This is a genomic window from Streptomyces sp. NPDC049879 (genome assembly GCF_044461265.1).
In the GTDB taxonomy this organism is placed as follows: Bacteria; Actinomycetota; Actinomycetes; order Streptomycetales; family Streptomycetaceae; genus Streptomyces.
This window is the reverse complement of sequence record NZ_JBITKT010000012.1, coordinates 1-21,795: the sequence shown is the minus strand read 5'-3', so window position 1 is coordinate 21,795 and position 21,795 is coordinate 1. Positions and strand designations below refer to the sequence as shown.

Below are 21,795 nucleotides of genomic sequence, written 5' to 3'. Positions count from 1 at the left end.
GCCGGGAAAAGAGGAGGCAGCGCGTCCACCGCGTGTGCGAGGGTCGGTGCCCATGCCGACACCATGGATGATCGACGAACTCGCCCACGCGGGCCCCGAACACCTCGACGAGGAGTTCGTCGCCGGATTCGACCGCAAACAGGGCTACCCCGACCCCGCCCCCGACATCGACGCGCTCCGCGCCCACGGCATCGCGGAGGACGCCACCGTCGTGGACCTCGGCGCGGGCACCGGGCGCTTCGCCCTCGCGGCGGCGCGCGCGTTCGCCCGCGTCGTCGCCGTGGACATCTCCCCGGCGATGACGCGGGTCATCGGCGAACGGGCCGCCGCCGAAGGCCTCACAAGCCTGGAGCCCGTACGGGGCGGCTTCCTCAGCTACGAGCACACCGGCCCGCCCGCCGACGCCGTCCACAGCCGCCACGCGCTGCACCAGCTGCCGGACTTCTGGAAGACGGTCGCGCTGCGCCGCATCGCCGCCCTCCTGCGCCCCGGCGGCGTCCTGCGGCTGACGGACCTGGTCTACGACTTCGCGCCGGACGAGGCGGAGGACGTCTTCGCCGACTGGCTGGCGGGCGCGTCCACCGATCCCGCGCGCGGCTACACGGCCGACGACTACGCCGAGCACATCCGCACCGAGCACAGCACCTACCGCTGGCTGCTCGAACCGATGCTCACCGCGACGGGCTTCGAGATCGTGGACGCCGACTACCGCGGCCGGCTCTTCGGCGCCTACACCTGCGTCCGGCGCTGACCGCACCGGGACGGCGGCGGGGTCACTCGATGTCGAACTCGCCGTCCCTCGCGCCGAGGACGAACGCCTCCCACTCGGCGGCGGTGAACCGCAGCACCGTGTCGGGATCCTTCGAGTTCCGCATCCCCACACCGCCCCCGGGCAGGTACGCGATCTCCACCTTCTCGTCCTGCGGCCCGTCCGGGGCGCTCAGCCACTCGACCCCGGAGATGTCCAGGGAGTACAGCTCGTTCTTCTCGCGCTCCTTGCGGGCGGCGATCTCCTCGGGCGTCTCGGTCGTGGCCATCTGTGCGCTCCCCTTGGACTCAGGCGTCAACTCGGGTCCGCGCGACGGCCGCGCGGCAGCCCGTAGGTGATCGTAACGCAGCGGACTGTCACCGGGCGGTGAGAAGCCAGTTGGTCCCCAGCAGCAGCACGAACCCGGCCACCAGCACCGCGGTCCCGAGCCGCGTCCGCCCCCGGCGGCTCATCTCGATCACGGCCCCGCAGAGGATGAACGCGGCGCCGTAGAGACCTATGGACTGCAAGGACGAGCCGTCGCCCAGCTGGTAGACGAGCACGACCGCCATGACGGCCATCGCAGCCCCCGCGATCCCCATCCGCAGCCGCCTGGCCTGGCGGGGAGTGAGCCCCTGCTGTGTCGAAGTCACGCCAGCAGCATAAGCGTTCGGTGTCCGGCGCGTATGCGTAGCCGGGCTGGTCACGATGACGGATGTGACCCGACGGTTCGGTAACTAGGCTGGGTTCGCGGGCCGCGCCCGTGTTTCCGGGGGAGCAGCCCGCTGGCCAATCGCGTTGCGTCACCGAGGGTGCACCGTCATAGGATGGTTGGCCCACGGTGACGGGAGGGGCACGAGCTGTGGAGGAGGGGGAGGGGAAGCAATGGAGTTCGATCCACGGACGCCGGTCGGCCCGGCGCAGCAGGATCTCCACGTGGAGACCCAGTCGCTCGGGAGTTTCACGAATTCGCTGTCGCTCCGGCTGGAGGAGATGCAGGCGGCCGGTATCAGCCCGGCTCTCGCCGATGAACTGATCGCCAGGCCGGAGCAGTTCGGCGCCCCGGGGATGGTGCCGGGGGACTTCGGCAGGCAGTACGACGGGATGCGCGCGCGCCTCGCCGAGTTCATCCGCTTCCAGCAGGAGGCCATCGAAGCGCTGGGGATCTTCACGCGCCTGTCGCAGCGGAACTTCGAGGCACTCGAAGCGGACCAGCTCGCGCGGCTGCGGGAGATCATGGACGGCTGGCAGGAACGGGCAGCACAGGCCGAGGACCCGTCCGCGGGGGGCGGCGGGGGCGGCCGGGACATGAAGCTGTAAGGGGATCGGAGGGGGGAACATGCCCAACTACGAGTACTACTCGCACAGAGAACTCGCCGCGGCTCTGGAAAGCGCCGACCCACGGGGGCTCGCGGACCTCGGCAAGCGGCTGCGGCGATTGGCTCCCGAGCTTTCCGAGACCGGCGCGTCGATCGCCGTCCAGATGACCAACGTCGCGTGGCAGGGCGAGACGGCGGACGTCTTCCGGGCCTGGGGCAAGCACTTCCACAAGCAGTCCCGGGCGCTGGGCCAGTACGTCGAAACCATGGGCCAGAGCATGGAACACGCCGGCCAGGCGGTGTGGGAGGCCCGCGCGACGATGCCGGAGGCGCCTCCGGCGATCGTGATGAATGACCCGCTCGACGGAACGCCCCTGGGCGAACTCAACCGCCAGGAAGCCATCGGCGTCATGGAACGCCTCGCCTCCAACTACCGGGTGGCCGCCGAGAGACTGCAGAGGGTGGAGGAGCCGGGGTTCGAACTGCCCATCATGGACCTCGGCCAGGTAAGGGCGGTCCCTCCTGCACAGCCCGCTTTTCCGTCTCCGTATGACGCCTCTGGCTCTGACGTCAGAGACTCCGGGACGGCACCGGGTGGTTTCCCCGGTCAGACGGATACCGGCACGTCCGCAGAGGCAGGAACGCGCCCTGGAGCCGGTTCTCATCCTGCCTACAACAGGGGAGTGACGGAGCCGATCCCGTCGGCGTACGTCCCGCCCCTCGGGGACGACCGTATCGGTACCTCGCTGGATTCGCTTCCTGGGGACTCGGCCACCAGCCTGTTGCCTCCGCCCCAGTCGGCCGGGGAGCGGGTGCAGATGCCGCCCGTCAGCAGGACCGGCGTGCCCGGGGACACGTTTGTCCCCCTGCCGCCGCCGAGCCAGGGGAGTCAGGGTCGGTGGAACGGTCAGACCGGCCGCTTCGGATCGCAGACACCGGGTGGGTCGCAAGGTCCGTACCCCCGCGACTACGCGGGGGCGCAGTCAGCGAGGAACGCACCGTCCCCGCTGCCCCGCACGGTCGGTGACGCGGCAGCCGGACAGTCCGCTCCCGTGGGTCGCCCGATCGGTCCTGGCCAAGGCGGTGGGCGTTTCGGTTCCACCCCGCCACCGCGCAGCGGAATCGTTGGGGGCATTCCCCGCCCTGCCGAAAGGCTGACCAAAGGAATTCCTCGTGGCGGTGCTCTCGGCGTGGGGACGGTTCCTGCCCTGCGGGACCCGGGGACAGGAGCGGTGCGTGGACCGGGTGGCGGGCTTGTAGGGCGGCCTCCGGTAGCCGGTCCGACCGGCTACCGTGCGGACGGTTTCCGCGACAGCCGGGCGTCCGGCGCCCCCGGAAATGAAGCCATCCCTGGCCGTCCGGTCGCTCGTGATGCGGGCCGTGTCGGAGGGATCACCGGGCGGGGACGCCAGCAGAAGCGACGGCGGCGCCGCAATTCTGGCCGGGGGGACAGGACCCAGAGGGAGAGGGACACCCCATCGTGACGTTAGGCCTGAAACTTCTGCCGCGAAGGCGTCGCCGACGGCTTCTCGTCGTGCTGACCTCCGCAATGCTCTTGTGGGGAAGTGTTCTTCCTCAGACGCGTGCGGACAGCCCCGACAGTCCCTGGTATGCCACCACATACCGCCTCGAAGAGATCTGGGAACGTACCCGAGGAGAAGGCATTACTGTCGCGGTCATCGACACCGGGGTGGACAGCTCCTTGCCCGAGTTGGAAGGACAGGTCCTTGAAGGCACTGACTTGACCGCGGGTGAAGACGGCGCTCACGTCGACACGAACGGACATGGCACCGGTGTGGCCTCCCTGATCGCCGGTACCGGTGCTCAAGGAGGCGTCCGCGGGCTCGCTTCCGAGGCGAAGATTCTTCCCATCCGTCTCAGCGAGGGTCTGCCCAGCGACGACCTGAGGGGATGGGTCTTCCAGCCAGAAGTACGGATGGCTCGGGCAATCCGCTATGCAGTCGACGAGGGTGCCCAAATCATCAACATCTCGATGGCCGGGGTGGTACAGAGCAGTGAGCGAGTTGTCGACAATGCCATGGCGGCAGCGGCGCGAGAGGGTGTCCTGATCTTCGCCGGCACCGGCAACGAAGGCGACGCCGAGAACGAATCAATGTTTCCCGCCGACCAGCAAGGCGTGATCGGGGTCGGCGCCGTCGACAGGAACGGGGAGCGGGCCGGGTACTCGACCTACGGGCCGCAGGTGGCTGTCGCCGCGCCGGGGAACGACGTGCCGTGGCGCTGTCCCGATCTCGACGGGCCGGTCTGCCTCGACCCACGCGGCGGCACCAGCAGTGCCACCGCCATCGCCTCCGGGGCCGCCGCGCTGATCTGGTCGGCGCATCCTGACTGGACGAAGAACCAGGTGCTGCGCGTCATGGTCGAGACGGCCGTGCGGACCGACGACCAGATCAGGGACGACTACACCGGCCACGGGATGATCCGCCCGGACCGGGTGATCCTCGACGGCGAGGGCGACCCGGGCGATCCCGACGTCAACCCGCTGTTCGCCCGGTACGAACGATCCCTCGACCCGCCCCCCAGCGCGGAGCCCACCGCGCCGGAGGACGACGCCGAGGGAGGCGAGGAGAACGCGGGCGGCGCCGCCGGTGAGGAGCCGGAGGACCAGGCCCGCGAGGACGCCGACGCCATGCCCCGGATCTTCCAGCAAGGCTCGGACGGCGGGGGAGGGTCAGGGCCGGTCGTGCTGTTCGGCCTCGCCGGCGCCGTCCTGGTCGGCGGTGTCACCACCGCCGTCGTACTACGGCGGCGCGCCGCCGCCGATGTCCGCAGCAAGTGATCGACAAGAGGAGGGGTTCGACATGACGGATGCCGCAGGCGCCGGTCAGGACGTCGTCGTCAGTGAGGAGAGCATCACCGCTCTCACCACCACGATGGACGAGGTGCTGATCCAGCTCGACAACACCCGGCGCGGCGTCGCCAACTCGGCGGGGGACGCCATCGCCGGCTGGCGCGGCGAGGCCGCGTCGCAGTTCGGCTCGGGTGCCGAAGAGGCCCGCAACACGCTCAACCGGCTGATCAACTCGGTGGGCAACCTGAAGGAACTGGTCCAGATGAGCCGTGACTCGTTCACCGCCGAGGAGCAGGAACAGGCCTCCCAGCTGCGGTCGGTCAACGCGGGTTACCAGGACCTCCGGCTCAACAGCGGCATCGCCGACCTCTGACCCGACCGCTCGCACCGGCACCACCGACCACAGGAAGGCACGTCCATGACCAACATCGGTGTCAGCTACGCCGCCCTCTCCGCGGGCGCGGAGGGACTCACCCACGAGGAGCGCCAGCTCATCACCAAGCTGGACGACCTCAGGGCCGGACTCACCCGCGTCGCCGCGGGGTGGACCGGTGAGGCCAAGGCGGCGTTCGACGTGAACATCGCCGTCCTCGCCGAGGAGACGGGCCGCCTCGCCACCCTGCTGGGCCGCACCGGCAACCAGGTCGCCGAGGCCGGAGCCGCCTACCGCGCCACCGACCTCCGCCTGCGCGGGGCGATCGAGGGCGGCTGACAGCCCGCCCCGCCCGACGACGACCGGGGTGGTACCGGCGGATCAGCCGCCGGTACCACCCCGGTCCGTCGTACGCCGGTCCCGCTCGGACCGGGCCCGCTACTCCTCCGGCAGCCAGCCCAGCTGCACCAGACCGCCGTTCCGCTTCCGCGACACCAGCTGCGCCCTGCCGGGCGGCAGCGTCCGCATCCGCGCCCCGTGCAGCAGCTCGCCCTCCTTCGGATCGCCCGACAGCAGCAGCCCCTGCGCCCCCAGGTCCCGCATCCGCCCGAGGAACGGGTCGAACAGCCCGCGCGACGCCCCCGCCGCCCCCCGCGCGATGACGAAGCAGATGCCCGTGTCCCGCGCGTACGGCAGGTGCTCCGCCAGCATCGCCAGCGGGTTCTTGCCACCGGCCGCCGTCAGATCGTGGTCGTCCACGATCACGAACATCCGCGGCCCGCTCCACCAGTCACGCGCCCGCAGCTCCTGGATCGTGATGTTGTCCTTCGGCGCGCGCTTCTGGAACAGGCTGTGCAGCGACATCACGTCCGTGTGCAGCTTCTGCTCCGAGGTGGCGTACCCGGCCACATAGCCCTCCGGCACCGCCGCCATCAGCGAACGCCGGAAGTCCGTCACGGCGAACCGCGCCTCGGCCGGGGAGAACCGCTCGGTCAGCTTCTGCATGACCAGCCGCAGCGCCGCCGTCTTCCCCGACTCGCTCTCGCCGATGACGAAGAGGAACGGGTCGCGGTCGAAGTCGACGTACACCGGCTCCAAATCGGTCTCGCCGATCCCGATCGGCACCCCGCGCTCCGGCCGCTCGAAGCCCTTCGGCAGGTCGGCCGCCGCGAACCGGCGCGGCAGCATCCGCACGGACGGCGCCGCCCCGCCCGCCCACGCGTCCCGCACCGCGGCGACCAGCCCCGCGGTGCCCTCCGCCAGGTCCGCCGCCCGCGCCACGCCGTCCAGCCTGGGCAGCGCCGATATCCAGTGCAGCTTCTCGGGCGTCTGCCCCCGGCCCGGCACGTCGGCCGGGACCGCCCCGGCCACCTTCCGGTCGAACTCCGAGTCGAGCCGGTCGCCGAGCCGCATCTCCAGCCGGTTGGTCAGCTGGTCCTTGAGCGCGGGACGCAGCTCCATGTACCGGGACGCCGTGACCACCAGGTGGACGCCGAAGCCGAGGCCCCGCGCGGCGATGTCCGTCACGACCGGCTCCAGCGCCATGTCGTACTCCTGCTTGAACGCCGCCCAGCCGTCGATCAGCAGGAACACATCGCCCCACGGCTCGTCGGGCAGCTGCCCGGCGGCGCGCATCCGCCGGAACGTCGCCATCGAGTCGATGCCCCGCCTGCGGAACAGCTCCTCCCGCCGAGCCAAGACCCCGCCGACCTCCGCGACCGCCCGCCGCACACGGTCCGGGTCGAGCCGGGACGCCACACCGCCGACGTGCGGCAGCCCCGCCATCGTCACCAGCCCGCCGCCGCCGAAGTCCAGGGCGTAGAACTGCGCCTCCGCGGGCGTGTGGGTCAGCGCGAACGACGCGACGAGCGTCCGCAGCAGCGTCGACTTCCCCGACTGCGGGCCGCCGACGACCAGCATGTGGCCCCCGGCACCCGAGAAGTCCCGGAACAGCACCTCCCTGCGCTGCTCGAACGGCTTGTCCACCAGGCCGAGCGGCACCGCGAGCGCCCCCGACCGGCCGGGCGCCTGCAGCCCGCGCCCCTCCACGACCCGCAGCCCCGGCAGCAGCTCGTCCATCGTCGGCGACGAGTCGAGCGGCGGCAGCCACACCTGGTGGGCCGCCGGACCGCGCCCTTCGAGACGCCGCACGATCACGTCGAGCACCGTCTCCGCCAGCGCGTCGTCCTGCGGCGGCGCGGCGGGCGCGGCGGCCAGCGCCGTCCGCGGGTCGGGCTCCGCGTACCGCACCGCCACCGGCTCCGCAGTGAACAGCACCGGATGGCGCCGCACCGGACGCGGCCCGCTCGGCGCCGCGGGCGCGGCCGGCTCGCGGTACGGCCCGGAGACGTACGCCGCCTTGAACCGCGTCATCTCCTCCGTGCCGAACTTGACGATGCCGGAGCCCGGGATCTGCGGCAGGTGGTACGCGTCCGGCGTGCCGATCGCCGTACGCGACTCCGCCGCCGAGAACGTCCGCAGACCGATCCGGTAGGAGAGGTACGTGTCGAGGCCGCGCAGCCGCCCCTCCTCCAGCCGCTGCGACGCCAGCAGCAGGTGCACGCCGAGCGACCGGCCGATCCGGCCGATCTGGATGAACATGTCGATGAAGTCGGGCTTCGCGGTGAGCAGCTCGCTGAACTCGTCGATCACCAGCACCAGCGACGGCAGCGGCTCCAGCGGCGCGCCCGCCGCCCGCGCCTTCTCGTAGTCGTGCAGATTGGCGTAGTTCCCCGCCGCGCGCAGCAGTTCCTGCCGCCGCTGCAGCTCGCCGCGGATCGAGTCCCCCATGCGGTCGACCAGTGTCAGGTCGTCCGCCAGGTTCGTGATCACGGCCGACACGTGCGGCAGCCCGGCCATCCCCGTGAACGTGGCGCCGCCCTTGAAGTCGGCCAGCACGAAGTTCAGCGTCTCCGACGTGTGCGTGACCGCCAGGCCCAGCACGAGCGTGCGCAGCAGCTCGGACTTCCCCGACCCGGTCGCGCCCACGCACAGCCCGTGCGGGCCCATGCCCTCCTGCGCCGCCTCCTTGAGGTCCAGCATCACCGGCCGGCCCTCCTCGTCGACGCCGATCGGCACCCGCAGCCGCTCGCCCGCCGACCGGGGCCGCCAGGTCCTGGCGACGTCCACCGTCGCCGGGTCGCCGAGCCCGAGGAGGTCGGCGAAGTCCAGGTCGGCCAGCAGCGGCTCGTCCTCGTCGGCCGCCGTCCCCAGGCGCAGCGGCGCGAGCTGTCTGGCCAGCGCCTCCGCCGCCGCGAGCGGCAGGACGTCGGGCTCGCCGTCGAACACCGATCCGTCGGGCGACTCCAGGCGCAGCAGCCCCGGCCGGCACCGCACGGCCAGCCCGTCCCGCGCCGTCGGCGCGTCCCCGCCGGGCGACACCTCCACGAGGGTGACGCCCTGGAGCCCCTCGGCCGCCGCGAACGCCGAGTGCGGCGGCACCCGCGCCCCGTCCAGCAGCACCAGCACGTGCGGCTGGTCGAGCACCGGCTTGCCGCCGGGCGAGAAGCGTCCCCGCCCTTCCAGCAGCGGCACCAGCTCGGGTTCCACGTCCACCAGGCTCCGCGCGAAGAGCCTGCGCGACCCGGCCCCGTCCTGCGCCGCTCCCTGGAGGTGCGGCAGCCACTTCGTCCACTCCCAGCGCCGCACGGCCTCGTCCCCCGCCGCCACGACGACGACCCGCACGTCCTCGGGGGAGTGCAGCGCCACCAGCGAGGCCACCAGCGCACGGACCGTCCCGTACACCGCCTCGGCCTCACCGCCCACCGCGATCCGGTGGAACGCGCGCAGCGACACCGCCATGGGGAGCCCGTGCACCGTGCCGTGCGTGTCCAGGAACCGCCTCCGCGCCCCCGCCGTCAGCGGCTCCAGCTCGTCCACCGGCGCGGACTCGGCGGCCACCAGCGGCGTGACGAGCTGGTGCTCGCCGAGCCCCAGCCGCACCTGCCCGAAGTCCCCGTCGCCCGCCCGGCGTTCCCACACCCGGCCGCCGTCCGCCACCAGCGCCCACAGCTGCTCGGGCGCCGGATGCAGGTACAGCTGCGTGTCCCGCTGCTCCCGCGCCGTCTCCCGGACCGTCTCGCGCGTCCGCGACAGGTACCGCAGGTAGTCGCGCCGCAGCTGCGCCATCTCCCCCTGCGTCCCCCGCCGGAAGCGCACGATCATCGCCACGACCATCGCGCAGGTCGAGACCAGCATCAGCAGGCCCATGATGCGCATGAACGGCGCGGCGTTCGGCATGAAGAAGAAGACGACCGAGGAACCCATGCCCAGCATCGGCACGAGCTGCATCAGCACGCCCTCCTGCTGCCCCCTCGGCAGCTCGGGCGGCGGCAGCAGCGTCACCGCCTCCTCGGCGGCCCGCTCGGGCAACGCCCGCGGCGGACGCTTGACCACGACCTGACTCATCGGGACCCCCCGGTCACAGCTGATGCCTTGTCACCGATCCTAGTAGGGACCACCGACAGCACAGCGGGTAGGGTGGCGGGCGCAGTCCGTGCCCGGGGAGGGAGACAGCACGTGAGCACGACCGCGACCACCGGCTTCTGCCGTGTCACCATCGCCGCGCCCGCCAGCCGGATCGACATGGCCCTGCCGGACGACATCCCGCTCGCCGACCTCAGCCCGGAGATCCTGCACCTCAGCGGCGCCGAACCGGAGCCGGGCGCGCCCGTCGGCTACCACCTCGTACGCCGCGACGGCACCATCCTCGACGGCGCCCGCACCCTCGCCGCCCAGCGCGTCCTCGACGGCGACGTCCTCGCCCTCCGGCCCTTCGCCGACTCGCTGCCGCCCCCGGTCCACGACGACGTCACCGACGCGATCGCCGACGCCGTCACCCGCGACCGCCTGCTGTGGCACGAGGACCTGCTGCGCACCGCCGGCCTCACCGCGGCGGGCGTCCTCGGCGCGCTCACCGCCGCCGTCCTGTGGGCGGGCGAGCCCGGCACCCACGGGATGCACGGCATCCCCGGCCTCGTCGCCGGGGTGCTCGCCGTCCTGTTCGCCGCCTTCGCCGCCGTGCGGGCACGGGTCTACGACGACCACGCCGCCGCCGTCGCGTTCGGCCTCGCCGCCCTGCCGCACGCCCTGGTCGCGGGCACCGGGCTGCTCCCGCTCGACCCGGGCCACGGCGTCGGCCGCCTCGAACTGCTCCTCGGCCTCCTGGCCGTCCTCGTGGTCTCGGTGGCCCTGATCGCCGCGCTCCCGCGCGCCGCCGCCTGGTTCACGGCCACGGCGGGCGCCGCCGCCCCGGCCGCCCTCGCCACCTTCGGCGCCATCGCGACCGACGCGGAGCCGACGGCCGCCGCCGCCGTCTGCGTGCCGTTCGCCCTGGGCGCCCTCGCGTTCCTGCCCGCCCTCACCGCGAGCCTGGTGCGCCTCCCCATCGGCTACACCGCCCCGCGCCCCGGCTACGAGACGGACGACTCCGCCGACTCAGCCCCGCGGACCGACCCTGTCGACACCGCCCGCATCGCCGCCCAGGCGCGGCGCGGACACCAGATCCTCCTCGGCCTCACCGGCGGCTGCGCGCTGCTGGCGACCAGCGCGTCGGCCGTCCTCGCCTTCTCGTCCGACGGCTGGGGCCGCCTCCTGGCGCTGGCCGCGGGCATCGCCCTGCTCACCCGCGCCCGCCTCTTCCGCTACGCCGTCCAGGTGACGACGCTGCTGGCCGCCGGGCTCGTCACCCTCGCGCTCCTCGCCCTCGGCCACGCGCTCGGCACCTCAGCCGACGGCGACCTGCGCACCCTCTGGCTCGCCGCCGCCCTCACCGCGGGCGCCGCCCTCATCGCCTCCGTCGCCCTGATCGTGCCCCGCGCCGGTCTCACCCCGTTCTGGGGGCGGGTCCTCGACCTCACGGAGGGCGCGGTCCTCCTGTCGCTGATCCCGCTCTGCCTCGCCGTGCTCGACGTCTACGCCGAGGCCCGCGGCCTGACGAGCGGCTGACCCCGCCGCCCGAGCCCCCCACCTGCCCGGATGTGCTCGGCACGCCGATCTGTTGTACCGTGCTCACTGGCCGTTTGCGTACGCGCCCCCGGAGTCTTCTGGAGGAAGCGCTCAGCGGACCCCGCCTCCCGAGTTCAGGAAGCTCCTCCGCGCATCAGGCGGAGGCACTCGGTGGCCCTACATGACATCCCCAAGGAGTACGTGTGTCGTCGCTCGACGCCGCTACGAAGAAGCAGATCATCGCCGAGTTCGCCACGCAGGAGGGCGACACCGGCTCCCCCGAGGTCCAGGTGGCGCTGCTGTCCCGCCGCATCTCGGACCTGACCGAGCACCTGAAGACCCACAAGCACGACCACCACTCCCGCCGCGGCCTGCTGCTGCTGGTCGGCCAGCGCCGCCGCCTGCTCCAGTACCTGGCGCGCAAGGACATCCAGCGCTTCCGCGCGCTGGTCGAGCGCCTCGGCATCCGCCGCGGCGCGGCGGGCGCGAGGTAGTACGCCCACGAGGGAGCGGCCACCGCTGGCGGGGCCGCTCCCTTCGCCGTATACCGGTGCGTGTACGGAACACACACGAGACACCCCGGCGCCGGGCCCGATGCCCGGCTCCTTTGTAGGCTGGACCCGACGTACGGATCGGACGGCCCAGCCGGACGACCCAGCGAGACGACGCAGGAGGCGGAGCGCCTGCCAGACCGTCGCCGGTCCTCGGTAGTGGCTTCCGGGCAGTGCCCGGGGGCTTCGATCGAAGGCCGGCTCGTCGGAGGTGCTCCACCCCACCCGCCCCCGCCGCAGGGGGCGCAGAAGAGGAGATATTACAAGGTGGAGAACGAGACCCACTACGCCGAGGCCGTCATCGACAACGGCTCCTTCGGCACCCGCACGATCCGGTTCGAGACCGGGCGGCTCGCCCGCCAGGCCGCCGGCTCCGCGGTCGCCTACCTGGACGACGACACCATGGTGCTGTCGGCCACGACCGCGTCGAAGAACCCCAAGGACCAGCTCGACTTCTTCCCGCTCACGGTGGACGTCGAGGAGCGGATGTACGCGGCCGGCAAGATCCCCGGCTCCTTCTTCCGCCGCGAGGGCCGGCCCTCCGAGGACGCCATCCTCACCTGCCGCCTGATCGACCGGCCGCTGCGCCCGTCGTTCCGCAAGGGCCTGCGCAACGAGATCCAGATCGTCGAGACGATCATGGCCCTCAACCCCGACCACCTGTACGACGTGGTCGCCATCAACGCCGCGTCCTGCTCCACGCAGCTCGCCGGCCTGCCGTTCTCCGGCCCCATCGGCGGCACCCGCGTGGCCCTCATCAGCGGCCAGTGGGTGGCGTTCCCGACGCACACCGAGCTGGAGGAGGCCGTCTTCGACATGGTCGTCGCCGGCCGCGTCCTGCCGGACGGCGACGTCGCGATCATGATGGTCGAGGCCGAGGCGACCGACCGCACCATCGAGCTGGTCAAGGGCGGCGCCACCGCGCCGACCGAGGAGGTCGTGGCCGCCGGCCTCGAAGCCGCCAAGCCGTTCATCAAGGCGCTGTGCAAGGCGCAGTCCGACCTCGCCGCCAAGGCCGCCAAGCCCACCGGCGAGTTCCCGATCTTCCTCGACTTCCAGGACGACGTCTTCGAGGCCCTGTCCGCCGCCGTGCGCGACGAGCTGGCGCAGGCCCTCACCGTCGCGGGCAAGCAGGACCGCGAGGCGGAGCTGGACCGCGTGAAGACGGTCGCCGCCGAGAAGCTCCTGCCGCAGTTCGAGGGGCGCGAGAAGGAGATCTCCGCCGCCTACCGCGCGCTGACCAAGCAGCTGGTCCGCGAGCGCGTCATCCGCGAGAAGGTCCGCATCGACGGCCGCGGCGTCACCGACATCCGTACGCTCGCCGCCGAGGTCGAGGCGATCCCGCGGGTGCACGGCTCGGCCCTGTTCGAGCGCGGCGAGACGCAGATCCTCGGCGTCACCACGCTGAACATGCTCCGCATGGAGCAGCAGCTGGACACCCTCTCCCCGGTGACCCGCAAGCGCTACATGCACAACTACAACTTCCCGCCCTACTCCACCGGCGAGACCGGCCGCGTCGGCTCCCCGAAGCGCCGCGAGATCGGCCACGGCGCGCTCGCCGAGCGCGCCCTCGTCCCGGTGCTGCCGACGCGCGAGGAGTTCCCCTACGCGATCCGGCAGGTCTCCGAGGCCCTGGGCTCCAACGGCTCCACCTCCATGGGCTCCGTCTGCGCCTCCACCATGTCGCTGCTGAACGCCGGTGTGCCCCTCAAGGCGCCGGTCGCCGGTATCGCCATGGGCCTGATCTCCCAGGAGATCGAGGGCGAGACGCACTACGTGACGCTGACCGACATCCTCGGCGCCGAGGACGCGTACGGCGACATGGACTTCAAGGTCGCCGGCACCCGCCAGTTCGTCACCGCCCTCCAGCTCGACACGAAGCTCGACGGCATCCCCGCCTCCGTGCTCGCCGCCGCCCTGAAGCAGGCGCGCGACGCCCGGCTGCACATCCTCGACGTGATGAGCGAGGCGATCGACGTCCCGGACGAGATGTCCCCGAACGCGCCGCGCATCATCACCGTCAAGATCCCGGTGGACAAGATCGGCGAGGTCATCGGCCCCAAGGGCAAGATGATCAACCAGATCCAGGAGGACACCGGCGCGGACATCACCATCGAGGACGACGGCACGATCTACATCGGCGCCGCCGACGGCCCGTCCGCCGAGGCCGCCCGCACGACGATCAACGGCATCGCCAACCCGACGATGCCGGAGGTCGGCGAGCGCTACCTGGGCACCGTCGTGAAGACCACGACGTTCGGCGCCTTCGTCTCGCTGCTCCCCGGCAAGGACGGACTGCTGCACATCTCGCAGATCCGCAAGCTCGCCGGCGGCAAGCGCGTCGAGAACGTGGACGACGTCCTCGGCGTCGGCCAGAAGGTCCAGGTCGAGATCGCCGAGATCGACCAGCGCGGCAAGCTCTCCCTCATCCCCGTCCTGGAGGAGGAGGCGTCCTCGGACGCGGCGGCCGAGGACGGCGCCGACAAGTGACCCGCAGCTCAGCCAAGGCCACGGCCCGCCCCACCGCTCCGGTGGGGCGGGCCGTGCCCGGTCCGCGCCCCGCCGACGGCGCCGCCGTCCGCAGGACGGTCCTCCCCGGCGGCCTGCGGGTCGTCACCGAGACCGTGCCGGGCGTACGGTCCGCCACGTTCGGCATCTGGGCGCGCGTCGGCTCCCGGGACGAGACCCCGGCGCTCGGCGGCGCGACGCACTATCTCGAACACCTGCTCTTCAAGGGCACCGAACGCCGCAGCGCCCTGGACATCTCGGCCGCCGTGGACGCGGTCGGCGGCGAGATGAACGCCTTTACCACGAAGGAGTTCACCTGCTACTACGCGCGGGTCCTCGACACCGACCTGCCGCTCGCCGTGGACATCGTCTGCGACATGCTCACCTCGTCCGTGATCGCCCCCGAGGAGGTCGACGCCGAGCGCGACGTCATCCTCGAGGAGATCGCCATGACCGAGGACGACCCGAGCGACGGCGTGCACGACCTGTTCGCGGCCACGCTCTTCGGCGACACGCCCCTCGGCAGGCCGGTCCTCGGCACCGTCGAGACCGTGAACGCCCTGACCCGCGACCGCGTCGCCCGCTTCTACCGCAAGCACTACGACCCGACGCGCCTCGTCGTCACGGCCGCGGGCAACGTCACGCACGAGGACGTCACCGCCCGCGTCGCCGCCGCCTTCGAGGCCGCGGGCGCCCTGCCCGGCACCGGCGACGCCGAGCCGGTCGGCCCGCGCGGCGGCCACCGCACGGTCCGCGCGGCGGGCAAGCTGGACGTCGTCACGCGCCCCACCGAGCAGGCCCACCTGATCCTCGGCATGCCGGGCCTGTCCCGCCACGACGAGCGGCGCTGGGCGCTGAACGTGCTGTCCACCGCGCTCGGCGGCGGCATGAGCTCCCGCCTCTTCCAGGAGATCCGCGAGAAGCGCGGCCTGGCGTACAACGTCTACTCCCACACGTCCGGCTACGCGGACTGCGGCCTCTTCGGCATCTACGCCGGCTGCCGCCCCGACCGGCTCGGGGACGTCCTGGCCGTCTGCCGCGAGCAGCTCACGCAGGTCGCCGAGCACGGACTGGACGACGACGAGGTGCGCCGCGCCATCGGGCAGCTCGCCGGGTCCACGGTCCTCGGCCTGGAGGACACCGGCTCGCTGATGCACCGGCTGGGCAAGAGCGAGCTGTGCTGGGGCGAGCAGCTGACCGTCGACGCCATGCTGGAGCGCATCGCGGCGGTCACCCCGGACGACGTGCGCGAGGTGGCGCGCGAGATCCTGGGGCAGCGTCCCTCGCTGGCCGTCATCGGCCCGGTGAAGGACCGCCAGGCCGCCCGTCTGCGGGACGCGGTGGCCTGACCGGCCGCGGACACCCCCGGACCCCTGGGAAAGAGATGAGTGACACGATGAGCAAGCTGCGCGTGGCCGTGATCGGCGCCTCGGGACGCATGGGGTCCGAGGCGGTGCGCGCGGTGTCGGCGGCCGAGGACATGGAGCTGGTCGCGGCGCTCGGGCGCGGCGACCGGCTGGAGTCCCTGGTGGACGCGGGCGCCGAGGTGGCCGTCGAGCTGACCAGGCCGGACGCGGTGCTGGCGAACCTGGAGTTCTGCGTCGCGCACGGCATCCACGGCGTCGTCGGCACGACGGGCTGGACGGACGAACGGCTCGCCACCGTACGCGGCTGGCTCGCCGACGCGCCCGGCACCGGCGTCCTGATCGCCCCGAACTTCGGCATCGGCGCCGTCCTCACCATGCGGTTCGCGGCGCAGGCGGCCCGTTTCTTCGAGTCCGTCGAGATCGTCGAGCTGCACCACCCGGACAAGGCCGACGCGCCCAGCGGCACGGCCGTACGCACGGCGCAGCTCGTCGCCGACGCGCGGGCGGCCGCGGGGCTGCCCGCCCAGCCGGACGCGACGGCGTCCGCGCTCGACGGCGCCCGCGGCGCGGACGTCTCCGGCGTCCCCGTCCACGCGGTGCGGCTGCGCGGCCTGGTGGCCCACCAGGAGGTGCTCTTCGGCGACGAGGGCGAGATCTTCACGCTCCGGCACGACTCGATGAACCGCGGGTCGTTCATGCCGGGCGTGCTGCTGGGCGTGCGGCGGGTCGGCGGCGCGCCGGGCCTCACCGTGGGGCTCGAACACTTCATGGACCTGGACGGCTGACCGGTGCGGGCGAAGATCACCTACATCGTCCTGTGCGCCGTCCTCGTCGGCTACTTCCTGCTGACGGGGCACCGCGGTGTCGTCCTCGTGGCGCAGGGCACGTGGGTCACGGTCCCGTTCGGCCTCGCCGTGCTGGTGCTGCCGCTGATCGGCGCGTGGTTCCTGTGGCGCAGCGGCCGCTTCGTGCTGGACGCGAACCGGCTCGCGCGTGAGCTGGAGGCCGAGGGCGGGCTGCCGGTGGACGAGCTGGCCAGGACGCCGAGCGGCCGTATCGACCGGGCCTCGGCGGACGAGGTCTTCGCCGTGCGCCAGGCGGAGACGGAGGCGTCGCCCGGGGACTGGCGCTGCTGGTTCCGTCTGGCGGTCGCCTACCACGACGCCCGGGACACGCCGCGCGCCCGCAAGGCGATGCAGCACGCCATCGCCCTGCGCGCGGGCCGCGCGGGCACGGACACGGACAGGGAGCCCGGCCTGTCCGGCCGGACTCCCTGAGGGCTTGGGAGGGTCTGCGCGCCCCGCCGGTCAGCGGTGCTCGGCCGCCCACGCCTCGACGGTGTCGGCGGCGCGGTCGAAGGACGCGGACCGGCCGAGGAAGTCGGCGCTGTGGTCCGTGAGCAGTGTGGCGAGGGGCTCGCCCTTGCGGCGCTCGATGTGGAGGGCCTGGCCTTGCACGCTGCGGGGCAGGCCCAGCCACTTCACGGGCTGCTGGACGGTGCTCACCCGCGCCACCTCGCGCCAGCGGAGCGTGCGGGTGGTGAGCAGTCCGACGCGGCGCAGGCCGCGCGGGCTGACCCAGATGCCGATGCGCAGGATGCGCAGGGCCAGGGCGATGACGACCAGTGCGACGCACACGGTCGCGCTGGCTCCGGACGGTGGGCCCGCCATGGCGATGACCAGGGCGGATATCAGGATGTAGGCGGCCAGCAGCAGCATGATCGCCGCGACGGCCACGCGCCAGGGGCCGAGCCGGTAGGGGCGGCGCCAGGAGTCCAGACCGGAGTGGACGAGCGGTGTGTCCGGGGCGTCGCGGTCGGATTCTCGGTCGGCCGTGAGGAAATGCAGGGGCAAAGCGGAGTCCTCGTTCGTATCACAGTCGGATTATCCGGGGGGACAGTGCTGTGAACGGTGAGGCTATCGCGCTCAGCGGCCGTCGGCTGCTTCCGGTGCGTGGGGGGCCTGCTGCTGGTCCACGTCCAGCGCCGGTCGTCCGAGCAGCAGCGCTCCCACCAGCGCGGCGGCGACCACCAGGCCGAACAGCAGGCCGCCGAGCAGGCGGCCCACGGTCGGCCGCGGGCGGCGCGGCGGCTCGACATCGCTGAGGAACTCTCCGGCCGGATCGGCCATGACATCCACCCCCTCATCGCAGGCAATACAAAGTTATCAAATGAAGAATCCGACTCCCGGGGAGAAGTCGGTTTCCACCCGTTTTCCCCCATCGTCCCCCGTACCCGCCCCGGCCCCGTCCCCGCTGTCGGTGCCTGGCCCTAGGCTGGTCCCCGCTCCGCCGTCCACCGGGAAGGACCCGCAGGTGACCGACACCCCCAGCTTCCGCAGCGACATGACCGTCGAGCTGGTCAAGCACAGCGCCGCCGACACGGACGTGCTCTTCGCCGCCCGTGTCTCCACCGCGGGGGAGCAGTCCATCGAGGAGGCGGGGAAGGACCCGGAGCGCTCCCGCGGCCTGATCAACTACCTCCTGCGCGACCGGCACGGCAGCCCGTTCGAGCACAACTCGATGACCTTCCTCATCAGCGCCCCGATCTTCGTCTTCCGCGAGTTCCACCGGCACCGCGTCGGCTGGTCCTACAACGAGGAGAGCGGCCGCTACCGGCAGCTCGGCCCCGTCTTCTACGTGCCGGCCGAGGACCGCAGGCTGGTCCAGCAGGGCAGGCCGGGCAAGTACGAGTTCGTCCCGGGCACCCAGGACCAGCACGCCCTGGTGACCAAGACCCTGGAGGACACCTACCGGCAGGCGTACGCGGCCTACCAGGAGATGCTCGCCGCCGGGGTCGCCCGCGAGGTGGCGAGGGCGGCCCTCCCGGTCGGCCTGTACTCCTCGATGTACGCGACGTGCAACGCGCGGTCGCTCATGCACTTCCTCGGCCTGCGCACCAAGGACGAGCGCGCCGCCGTCCCGTCCTTCCCCCAGCGGGAGATCGAGATGGTCGCCGAGCTGATGGAGGCCGAGTGGGCGCGGCTCATGCCCCTCACCTACGCCGCCTTCAACGCGAACGGCCGAATCGCCCCCTGACCGCCGCCACGCCCGCCCCCACCGGTGGCCGGGCGAGCGGAAAACCCGATTGAAGTGTCACGTATTGCGACATTTCACTAAGTTCATCTAGGGTGAATGAACGGACCCGGCGCTGTCTGAACCCCCGAGCAGACGGTGCCGGGTTCTCCCCGATGCACGCCCCGATGGCCCCCGGCACGCTGAGCTGCGAGTAGCGTGGAACCTATGGCTCCGACCTCCACACCGCAGACCCCCTTCGGGCGGGTCCTGACCGCCATGGTCACGCCATTCACGGCGGACGGCTCCCTCGACGTCGACGGCGCCCAGCGCCTCGCCGCCCACCTGGTGGACGCCGGCAACGACGGTCTGATCGTCAACGGCACCACCGGCGAGTCACCGACCACGAGCGACGCGGAGAAAGCGCGGCTCGTGCGGGCCGTGGTCGAGGCGGTCGGCGACCGCGCCCACGTGGTCGCCGGGGTCGGCACCAACGACACGCGGCACAGCCTGGAGCTGGCCCGCGCCGCCGAGCAGGCGGGCGCCCACGGGCTCCTCACCGTCACCCCGTACTACAACAAGCCCCCGCAAGAGGGCCTGTACCAGCACTTCACCGCCATCGCGGACGCCACCGGCCTGCCCGTGATGCTGTACGACATCCCCGGCCGCAGCGGCGTGCCGATCACCACCGAGACCATGGTCAGGCTCGCCGCCCACCCGCGCATCGTCGCCAACAAGGACGCCAAGGGCGACCTGGGCCGCGCGAGCTGGGCCATCGCCACCACCGGCCTCGCCTGGTACTCGGGCGACGACATGCTGAACCTGCCGCTGCTGTCCGTCGGCGCGGTCGGCGTGGTGTCCGTCGTCGGCCACGTGGTCACGCCGGAGCTGCGCGCCCTCATCGACTCCTACACGAGCGGTGACGTCGCGAAGGCCACCGAGATCCACCAGAAGCTGCTGCCCGTCTTCACCGGCATGTTCCGCACCCAGGGCGTGATCACCACCAAGGCCGCCCTCGATCTCCAGGGCCTCCCCGGCGGCCCCCTGCGCCTGCCCCTCGTCGGCCTCAGCGCCGACGAGACGGCACAGCTCACGCGCGATCTCGCCGCCGGCGGGGTACAGATCTGAACACACAGACGTTGCCCGAGGCGCGGATTCCCGCACCCAGGGTGATAACTGAATACCGACCAGTGCATACAGTCACGCGCGCCACAAGCCCGCAACGGGGCGGGTGGCGCGCGTGGTCAGGAGAGTCTCTTGAGTCATCCGCATCCAGAACTCGGCCGTCCGCCGAAGCTTCCTGAGGGTGGCCTACGCGTTACCCCGCTCGGCGGCCTCGGCGAGATCGGCCGGAACATGACCGTCTTCGAGTACGGCGGCAGGCTGCTCATCGTCGACTGCGGCGTCCTCTTCCCGGAGGAGGAGCAGCCCGGCATCGATCTGATCCTGCCGGACTTCAGCTCCATCACGTCCCGGCTCGACGACATCGACGGCATCGTGCTCACCCACGGCCACGAGGACCACATCGGCGGCGTCCCGTTCCTGCTGCGGCAGAAGCCGGACATCCCGCTCATCGGCTCGCGGCTGACGCTCGCCCTCATCGAGGCCAAGCTCCAGGAGCACCGCATCCGCCCCTTCACCCTGGAGGTGAAGGAGGGACACAGGGAACGCATCGGCCCCTTCGACTGCGAGTTCGTCGCCGTCAACCACTCGATCCCGGACGCCCTCGCGGTCGCCATCCGTACACCGGCCGGCATGGCCGTGCACACCGGCGACTTCAAGATGGACCAGCTGCCGCTCGACGGCCGCCTCACCGACCTGCGGGCCTTCGCCCGGCTCGGCGAGGAGGGCATCGACCTGCTCCTCGCCGACTCCACGAACGCCGAGGTGCCCGGTTTCGTCGCCCCCGAGCGCGACATCTCCGGCGTCCTCCGCCAGGTGTTCGCGCGCGCGGACAAGCGCATCATCGTGGCGAGCTTCGCCAGCCACGTCCACCGCATCCAGCAGATCGTGGACGCCGCGTACGAGCACGGCCGCCGCATCGCGTTCGTCGGCCGCTCGATGGTCAGGAACATGGGCATCGCCCGCGACCTCGGCTATCTGCGCGTCCCTCCGGGCCTGGTGGTGGACGTCAAGGCGCTGGACGACCTCGCCGACAGCCAGGTCGTCCTCGTCTGCACGGGCTCCCAGGGCGAGCCGATGGCGGCCCTGTCGCGGATGGCCAACCGGGACCACCAGATCCGCATCGTCGAGGGCGACACGGTCATCCTCGCGTCGTCGCTGATCCCGGGGAACGAGAACGCGGTCTACCGCGTCATCAACGGCCTCACGCGCTGGGGCGCGAACGTGGTGCACAAGGGCAACGCCAAGGTCCACGTCTCCGGCCACGCCTCGGCGGGCGAGCTGCTGTACTTCTACAACATCTGCAGACCGAAGAACCTGATGCCGGTGCACGGCGAGTGGCGCCACCTGCGCGCCAACGCCGAACTCGGCGTCCTCACCGGGGTCCCGGCCGAGCGCATCGTCATCGCCGAGGACGGCGTGGTCGTCGACCTCAAGGACGGCAAGGCGAAGATCGTCGGCAAGGTCCAGGCGGGCTACGTGTACGTGGACGGCCTGTCCGTCGGCGACGTCACCGAGTCCAGCCTGAAGGACCGTCGCATCCTGGGCGACGAGGGCTTCATCTCCGTCGTCGTGGTGGTGGACAGCAGCACGGGCAAGATCGTCAGCGGTCCGAGCATCCACAGCCGCGGCTCCGGCATCGACGACGCGGACTTCGCCGCGGTCATCCCGAAGATCGACGAGGCGCTGGCCAGGTCGGCCCAGGACGGCGTGGTGGAGTCGCACCAACTCCAGCAGCTCGTACGGCGGACGCTCGGCAAGTGGGTGTCCGACACCTACCGCCGGCGCCCCATGATCATGCCGGTCGTCGTCGACGTCTGACCCTCAGCACCGGGCGGGGCGCCAGGATTTGCATCCGGGCGCCCCGCTCAAGTACGTTTACGTCATCGCCGCCGGGGGAAGCCGAACAGGCCAACTGCCAAGGCTCCCAAGGCAGGCGAGCAACACCGAAGGGAAGCGCCCGGAGAGGCCTGAGAGGGTCTTGAAGGAAGCGTCCGTTCCTTGAGAACTCAACAGCGTGCCAAAAGTCAATGCCAA

At 71.9% G+C, this 21,795-nt stretch carries 19 protein-coding genes; 14 read left to right on the top strand and 5 right to left on the bottom strand.

Going from position 1 to position 21,795, the window contains the following annotated elements; all coding sequences use genetic code 11:
• Positions 1–52: 52 nt before the first annotated feature.
• Positions 53–751: a class I SAM-dependent methyltransferase gene (locus ACIBPC_RS29920; protein ID WP_398848993.1), complete on the top strand. Its 699-nt coding sequence runs from the start codon at positions 53–55 to the stop codon at positions 749–751.
• Positions 752–773: 22 nt separating this feature from the next.
• On the opposite strand, the gene ACIBPC_RS29915 is transcribed toward ACIBPC_RS29920, so the two are convergent.
• Together ACIBPC_RS29915 and ACIBPC_RS29910 are read right to left on the bottom strand one after the other, a co-directional pair.
• A complete protein-coding gene (locus tag ACIBPC_RS29915; RefSeq protein ID WP_362965283.1) occupies positions 774–1,037 on the bottom strand; it encodes a DUF397 domain-containing protein in 264 nt (87 codons plus the stop codon).
• Positions 1,038–1,125: 88 nt separating this feature from the next.
• On the bottom strand, positions 1,126–1,401 hold the full coding sequence (locus ACIBPC_RS29910; RefSeq protein ID WP_362965285.1) for a hypothetical protein: 276 nt from the start codon (positions 1,399–1,401) through the stop codon (positions 1,126–1,128).
• 232 nt (positions 1,402–1,633) lie between these two features.
• Here ACIBPC_RS29910 and ACIBPC_RS29905 point away from each other — a divergent pair, with 232 nt between their 5' ends.
• The 4 genes from ACIBPC_RS29905 (at position 1,634) to ACIBPC_RS29890 (ending at position 5,591) form a co-directional block, all read left to right on the top strand.
• Complete coding sequence (locus ACIBPC_RS29905) at positions 1,634–2,068, top strand: hypothetical protein (protein WP_398848991.1); 435 nt, start codon at positions 1,634–1,636, stop codon at positions 2,066–2,068.
• Between the two features lie 1,533 nt (positions 2,069–3,601).
• The gene (locus tag ACIBPC_RS29900) at positions 3,602–4,867 is read left to right on the top strand and encodes a S8 family serine peptidase (protein WP_398848989.1); all 1,266 of its coding nucleotides are present in this window, start codon (positions 3,602–3,604) and stop codon (positions 4,865–4,867) included.
• A 22-nt stretch (positions 4,868–4,889) separates the two neighbouring features.
• Positions 4,890–5,252 carry a WXG100 family type VII secretion target gene (locus ACIBPC_RS29895; protein ID WP_398848987.1) on the top strand — a complete coding sequence of 121 codons (363 nt, stop codon included), beginning with the start codon at positions 4,890–4,892 and terminating at the stop codon, positions 5,250–5,252.
• Positions 5,253–5,297: 45 nt separating this feature from the next.
• Complete coding sequence (locus ACIBPC_RS29890; RefSeq protein ID WP_362965295.1) at positions 5,298–5,591, top strand: WXG100 family type VII secretion target; 294 nt, start codon at positions 5,298–5,300, stop codon at positions 5,589–5,591.
• A gap of 99 nt (positions 5,592–5,690) precedes the next feature.
• Here ACIBPC_RS29890 and eccCa read toward each other — a convergent pair whose 3' ends face one another.
• Positions 5,691–9,659 carry a type VII secretion protein EccCa gene (eccCa, locus tag ACIBPC_RS29885; protein WP_398848985.1) on the bottom strand — a complete coding sequence of 1,323 codons (3,969 nt, stop codon included), beginning with the start codon at positions 9,657–9,659 and terminating at the stop codon, positions 5,691–5,693.
• A gap of 111 nt (positions 9,660–9,770) precedes the next feature.
• On the opposite strand from eccCa, the gene eccD reads away from it, so the two are divergent.
• From eccD to ACIBPC_RS29855, 6 genes are all read left to right on the top strand, one after another.
• Positions 9,771–11,198 (top strand): type VII secretion integral membrane protein EccD, encoded by a 1,428-nt coding sequence (gene eccD, locus ACIBPC_RS29880; RefSeq protein WP_398848983.1) that lies wholly within the window; start codon positions 9,771–9,773, stop codon positions 11,196–11,198.
• 203 nt (positions 11,199–11,401) lie between these two features.
• Entirely contained in the window at positions 11,402–11,692 is a 291-nt protein-coding gene (rpsO, locus tag ACIBPC_RS29875; RefSeq protein WP_052852115.1) for a 30S ribosomal protein S15, read from the top strand.
• Positions 11,693–12,016: 324 nt separating this feature from the next.
• On the top strand, positions 12,017–14,239 hold the full coding sequence (locus ACIBPC_RS29870; protein WP_362965302.1) for a polyribonucleotide nucleotidyltransferase: 2,223 nt from the start codon (positions 12,017–12,019) through the stop codon (positions 14,237–14,239).
• Positions 14,236–15,606 carry a pitrilysin family protein gene (locus ACIBPC_RS29865; RefSeq protein WP_362965304.1) on the top strand — a complete coding sequence of 457 codons (1,371 nt, stop codon included), beginning with the start codon at positions 14,236–14,238 and terminating at the stop codon, positions 15,604–15,606. The genes ACIBPC_RS29870 and ACIBPC_RS29865 overlap by 4 nt, the downstream gene beginning before the upstream one ends.
• A gap of 47 nt (positions 15,607–15,653) precedes the next feature.
• On the top strand, positions 15,654–16,409 hold the full coding sequence (dapB, locus tag ACIBPC_RS29860; RefSeq protein ID WP_362965306.1) for a 4-hydroxy-tetrahydrodipicolinate reductase: 756 nt from the start codon (positions 15,654–15,656) through the stop codon (positions 16,407–16,409).
• A gap of 3 nt (positions 16,410–16,412) precedes the next feature.
• The gene (locus ACIBPC_RS29855) at positions 16,413–16,901 is read left to right on the top strand and encodes a hypothetical protein (protein ID WP_398848980.1); all 489 of its coding nucleotides are present in this window, start codon (positions 16,413–16,415) and stop codon (positions 16,899–16,901) included.
• 30 nt (positions 16,902–16,931) lie between these two features.
• Here ACIBPC_RS29855 and ACIBPC_RS29850 read toward each other — a convergent pair whose 3' ends face one another.
• A complete protein-coding gene (locus tag ACIBPC_RS29850) occupies positions 16,932–17,477 on the bottom strand; it encodes a hypothetical protein (protein WP_362965310.1) in 546 nt (181 codons plus the stop codon).
• Positions 17,478–17,549: 72 nt separating this feature from the next.
• The gene (locus ACIBPC_RS29845; RefSeq protein ID WP_398848978.1) at positions 17,550–17,753 is read right to left on the bottom strand and encodes a hypothetical protein; all 204 of its coding nucleotides are present in this window, start codon (positions 17,751–17,753) and stop codon (positions 17,550–17,552) included.
• Positions 17,754–17,967: 214 nt separating this feature from the next.
• On the opposite strand from ACIBPC_RS29845, the gene thyX reads away from it, so the two are divergent.
• The 3 genes from thyX to ACIBPC_RS29830 all read left to right on the top strand — a co-directional run bounded on the left by thyX (position 17,968) and on the right by ACIBPC_RS29830 (position 21,579).
• Positions 17,968–18,660, top strand: coding sequence for an FAD-dependent thymidylate synthase (thyX, locus tag ACIBPC_RS29840; protein ID WP_398849146.1), 693 nt, complete (start codon positions 17,968–17,970; stop codon positions 18,658–18,660).
• Positions 18,661–18,864: 204 nt separating this feature from the next.
• On the top strand, positions 18,865–19,764 hold the full coding sequence (gene dapA / locus ACIBPC_RS29835; RefSeq protein WP_398848977.1) for a 4-hydroxy-tetrahydrodipicolinate synthase: 900 nt from the start codon (positions 18,865–18,867) through the stop codon (positions 19,762–19,764).
• A gap of 129 nt (positions 19,765–19,893) precedes the next feature.
• On the top strand, positions 19,894–21,579 hold the full coding sequence (locus ACIBPC_RS29830) for a ribonuclease J (RefSeq protein ID WP_362965316.1): 1,686 nt from the start codon (positions 19,894–19,896) through the stop codon (positions 21,577–21,579).
• Positions 21,580–21,795 lie beyond the last annotated feature (216 nt).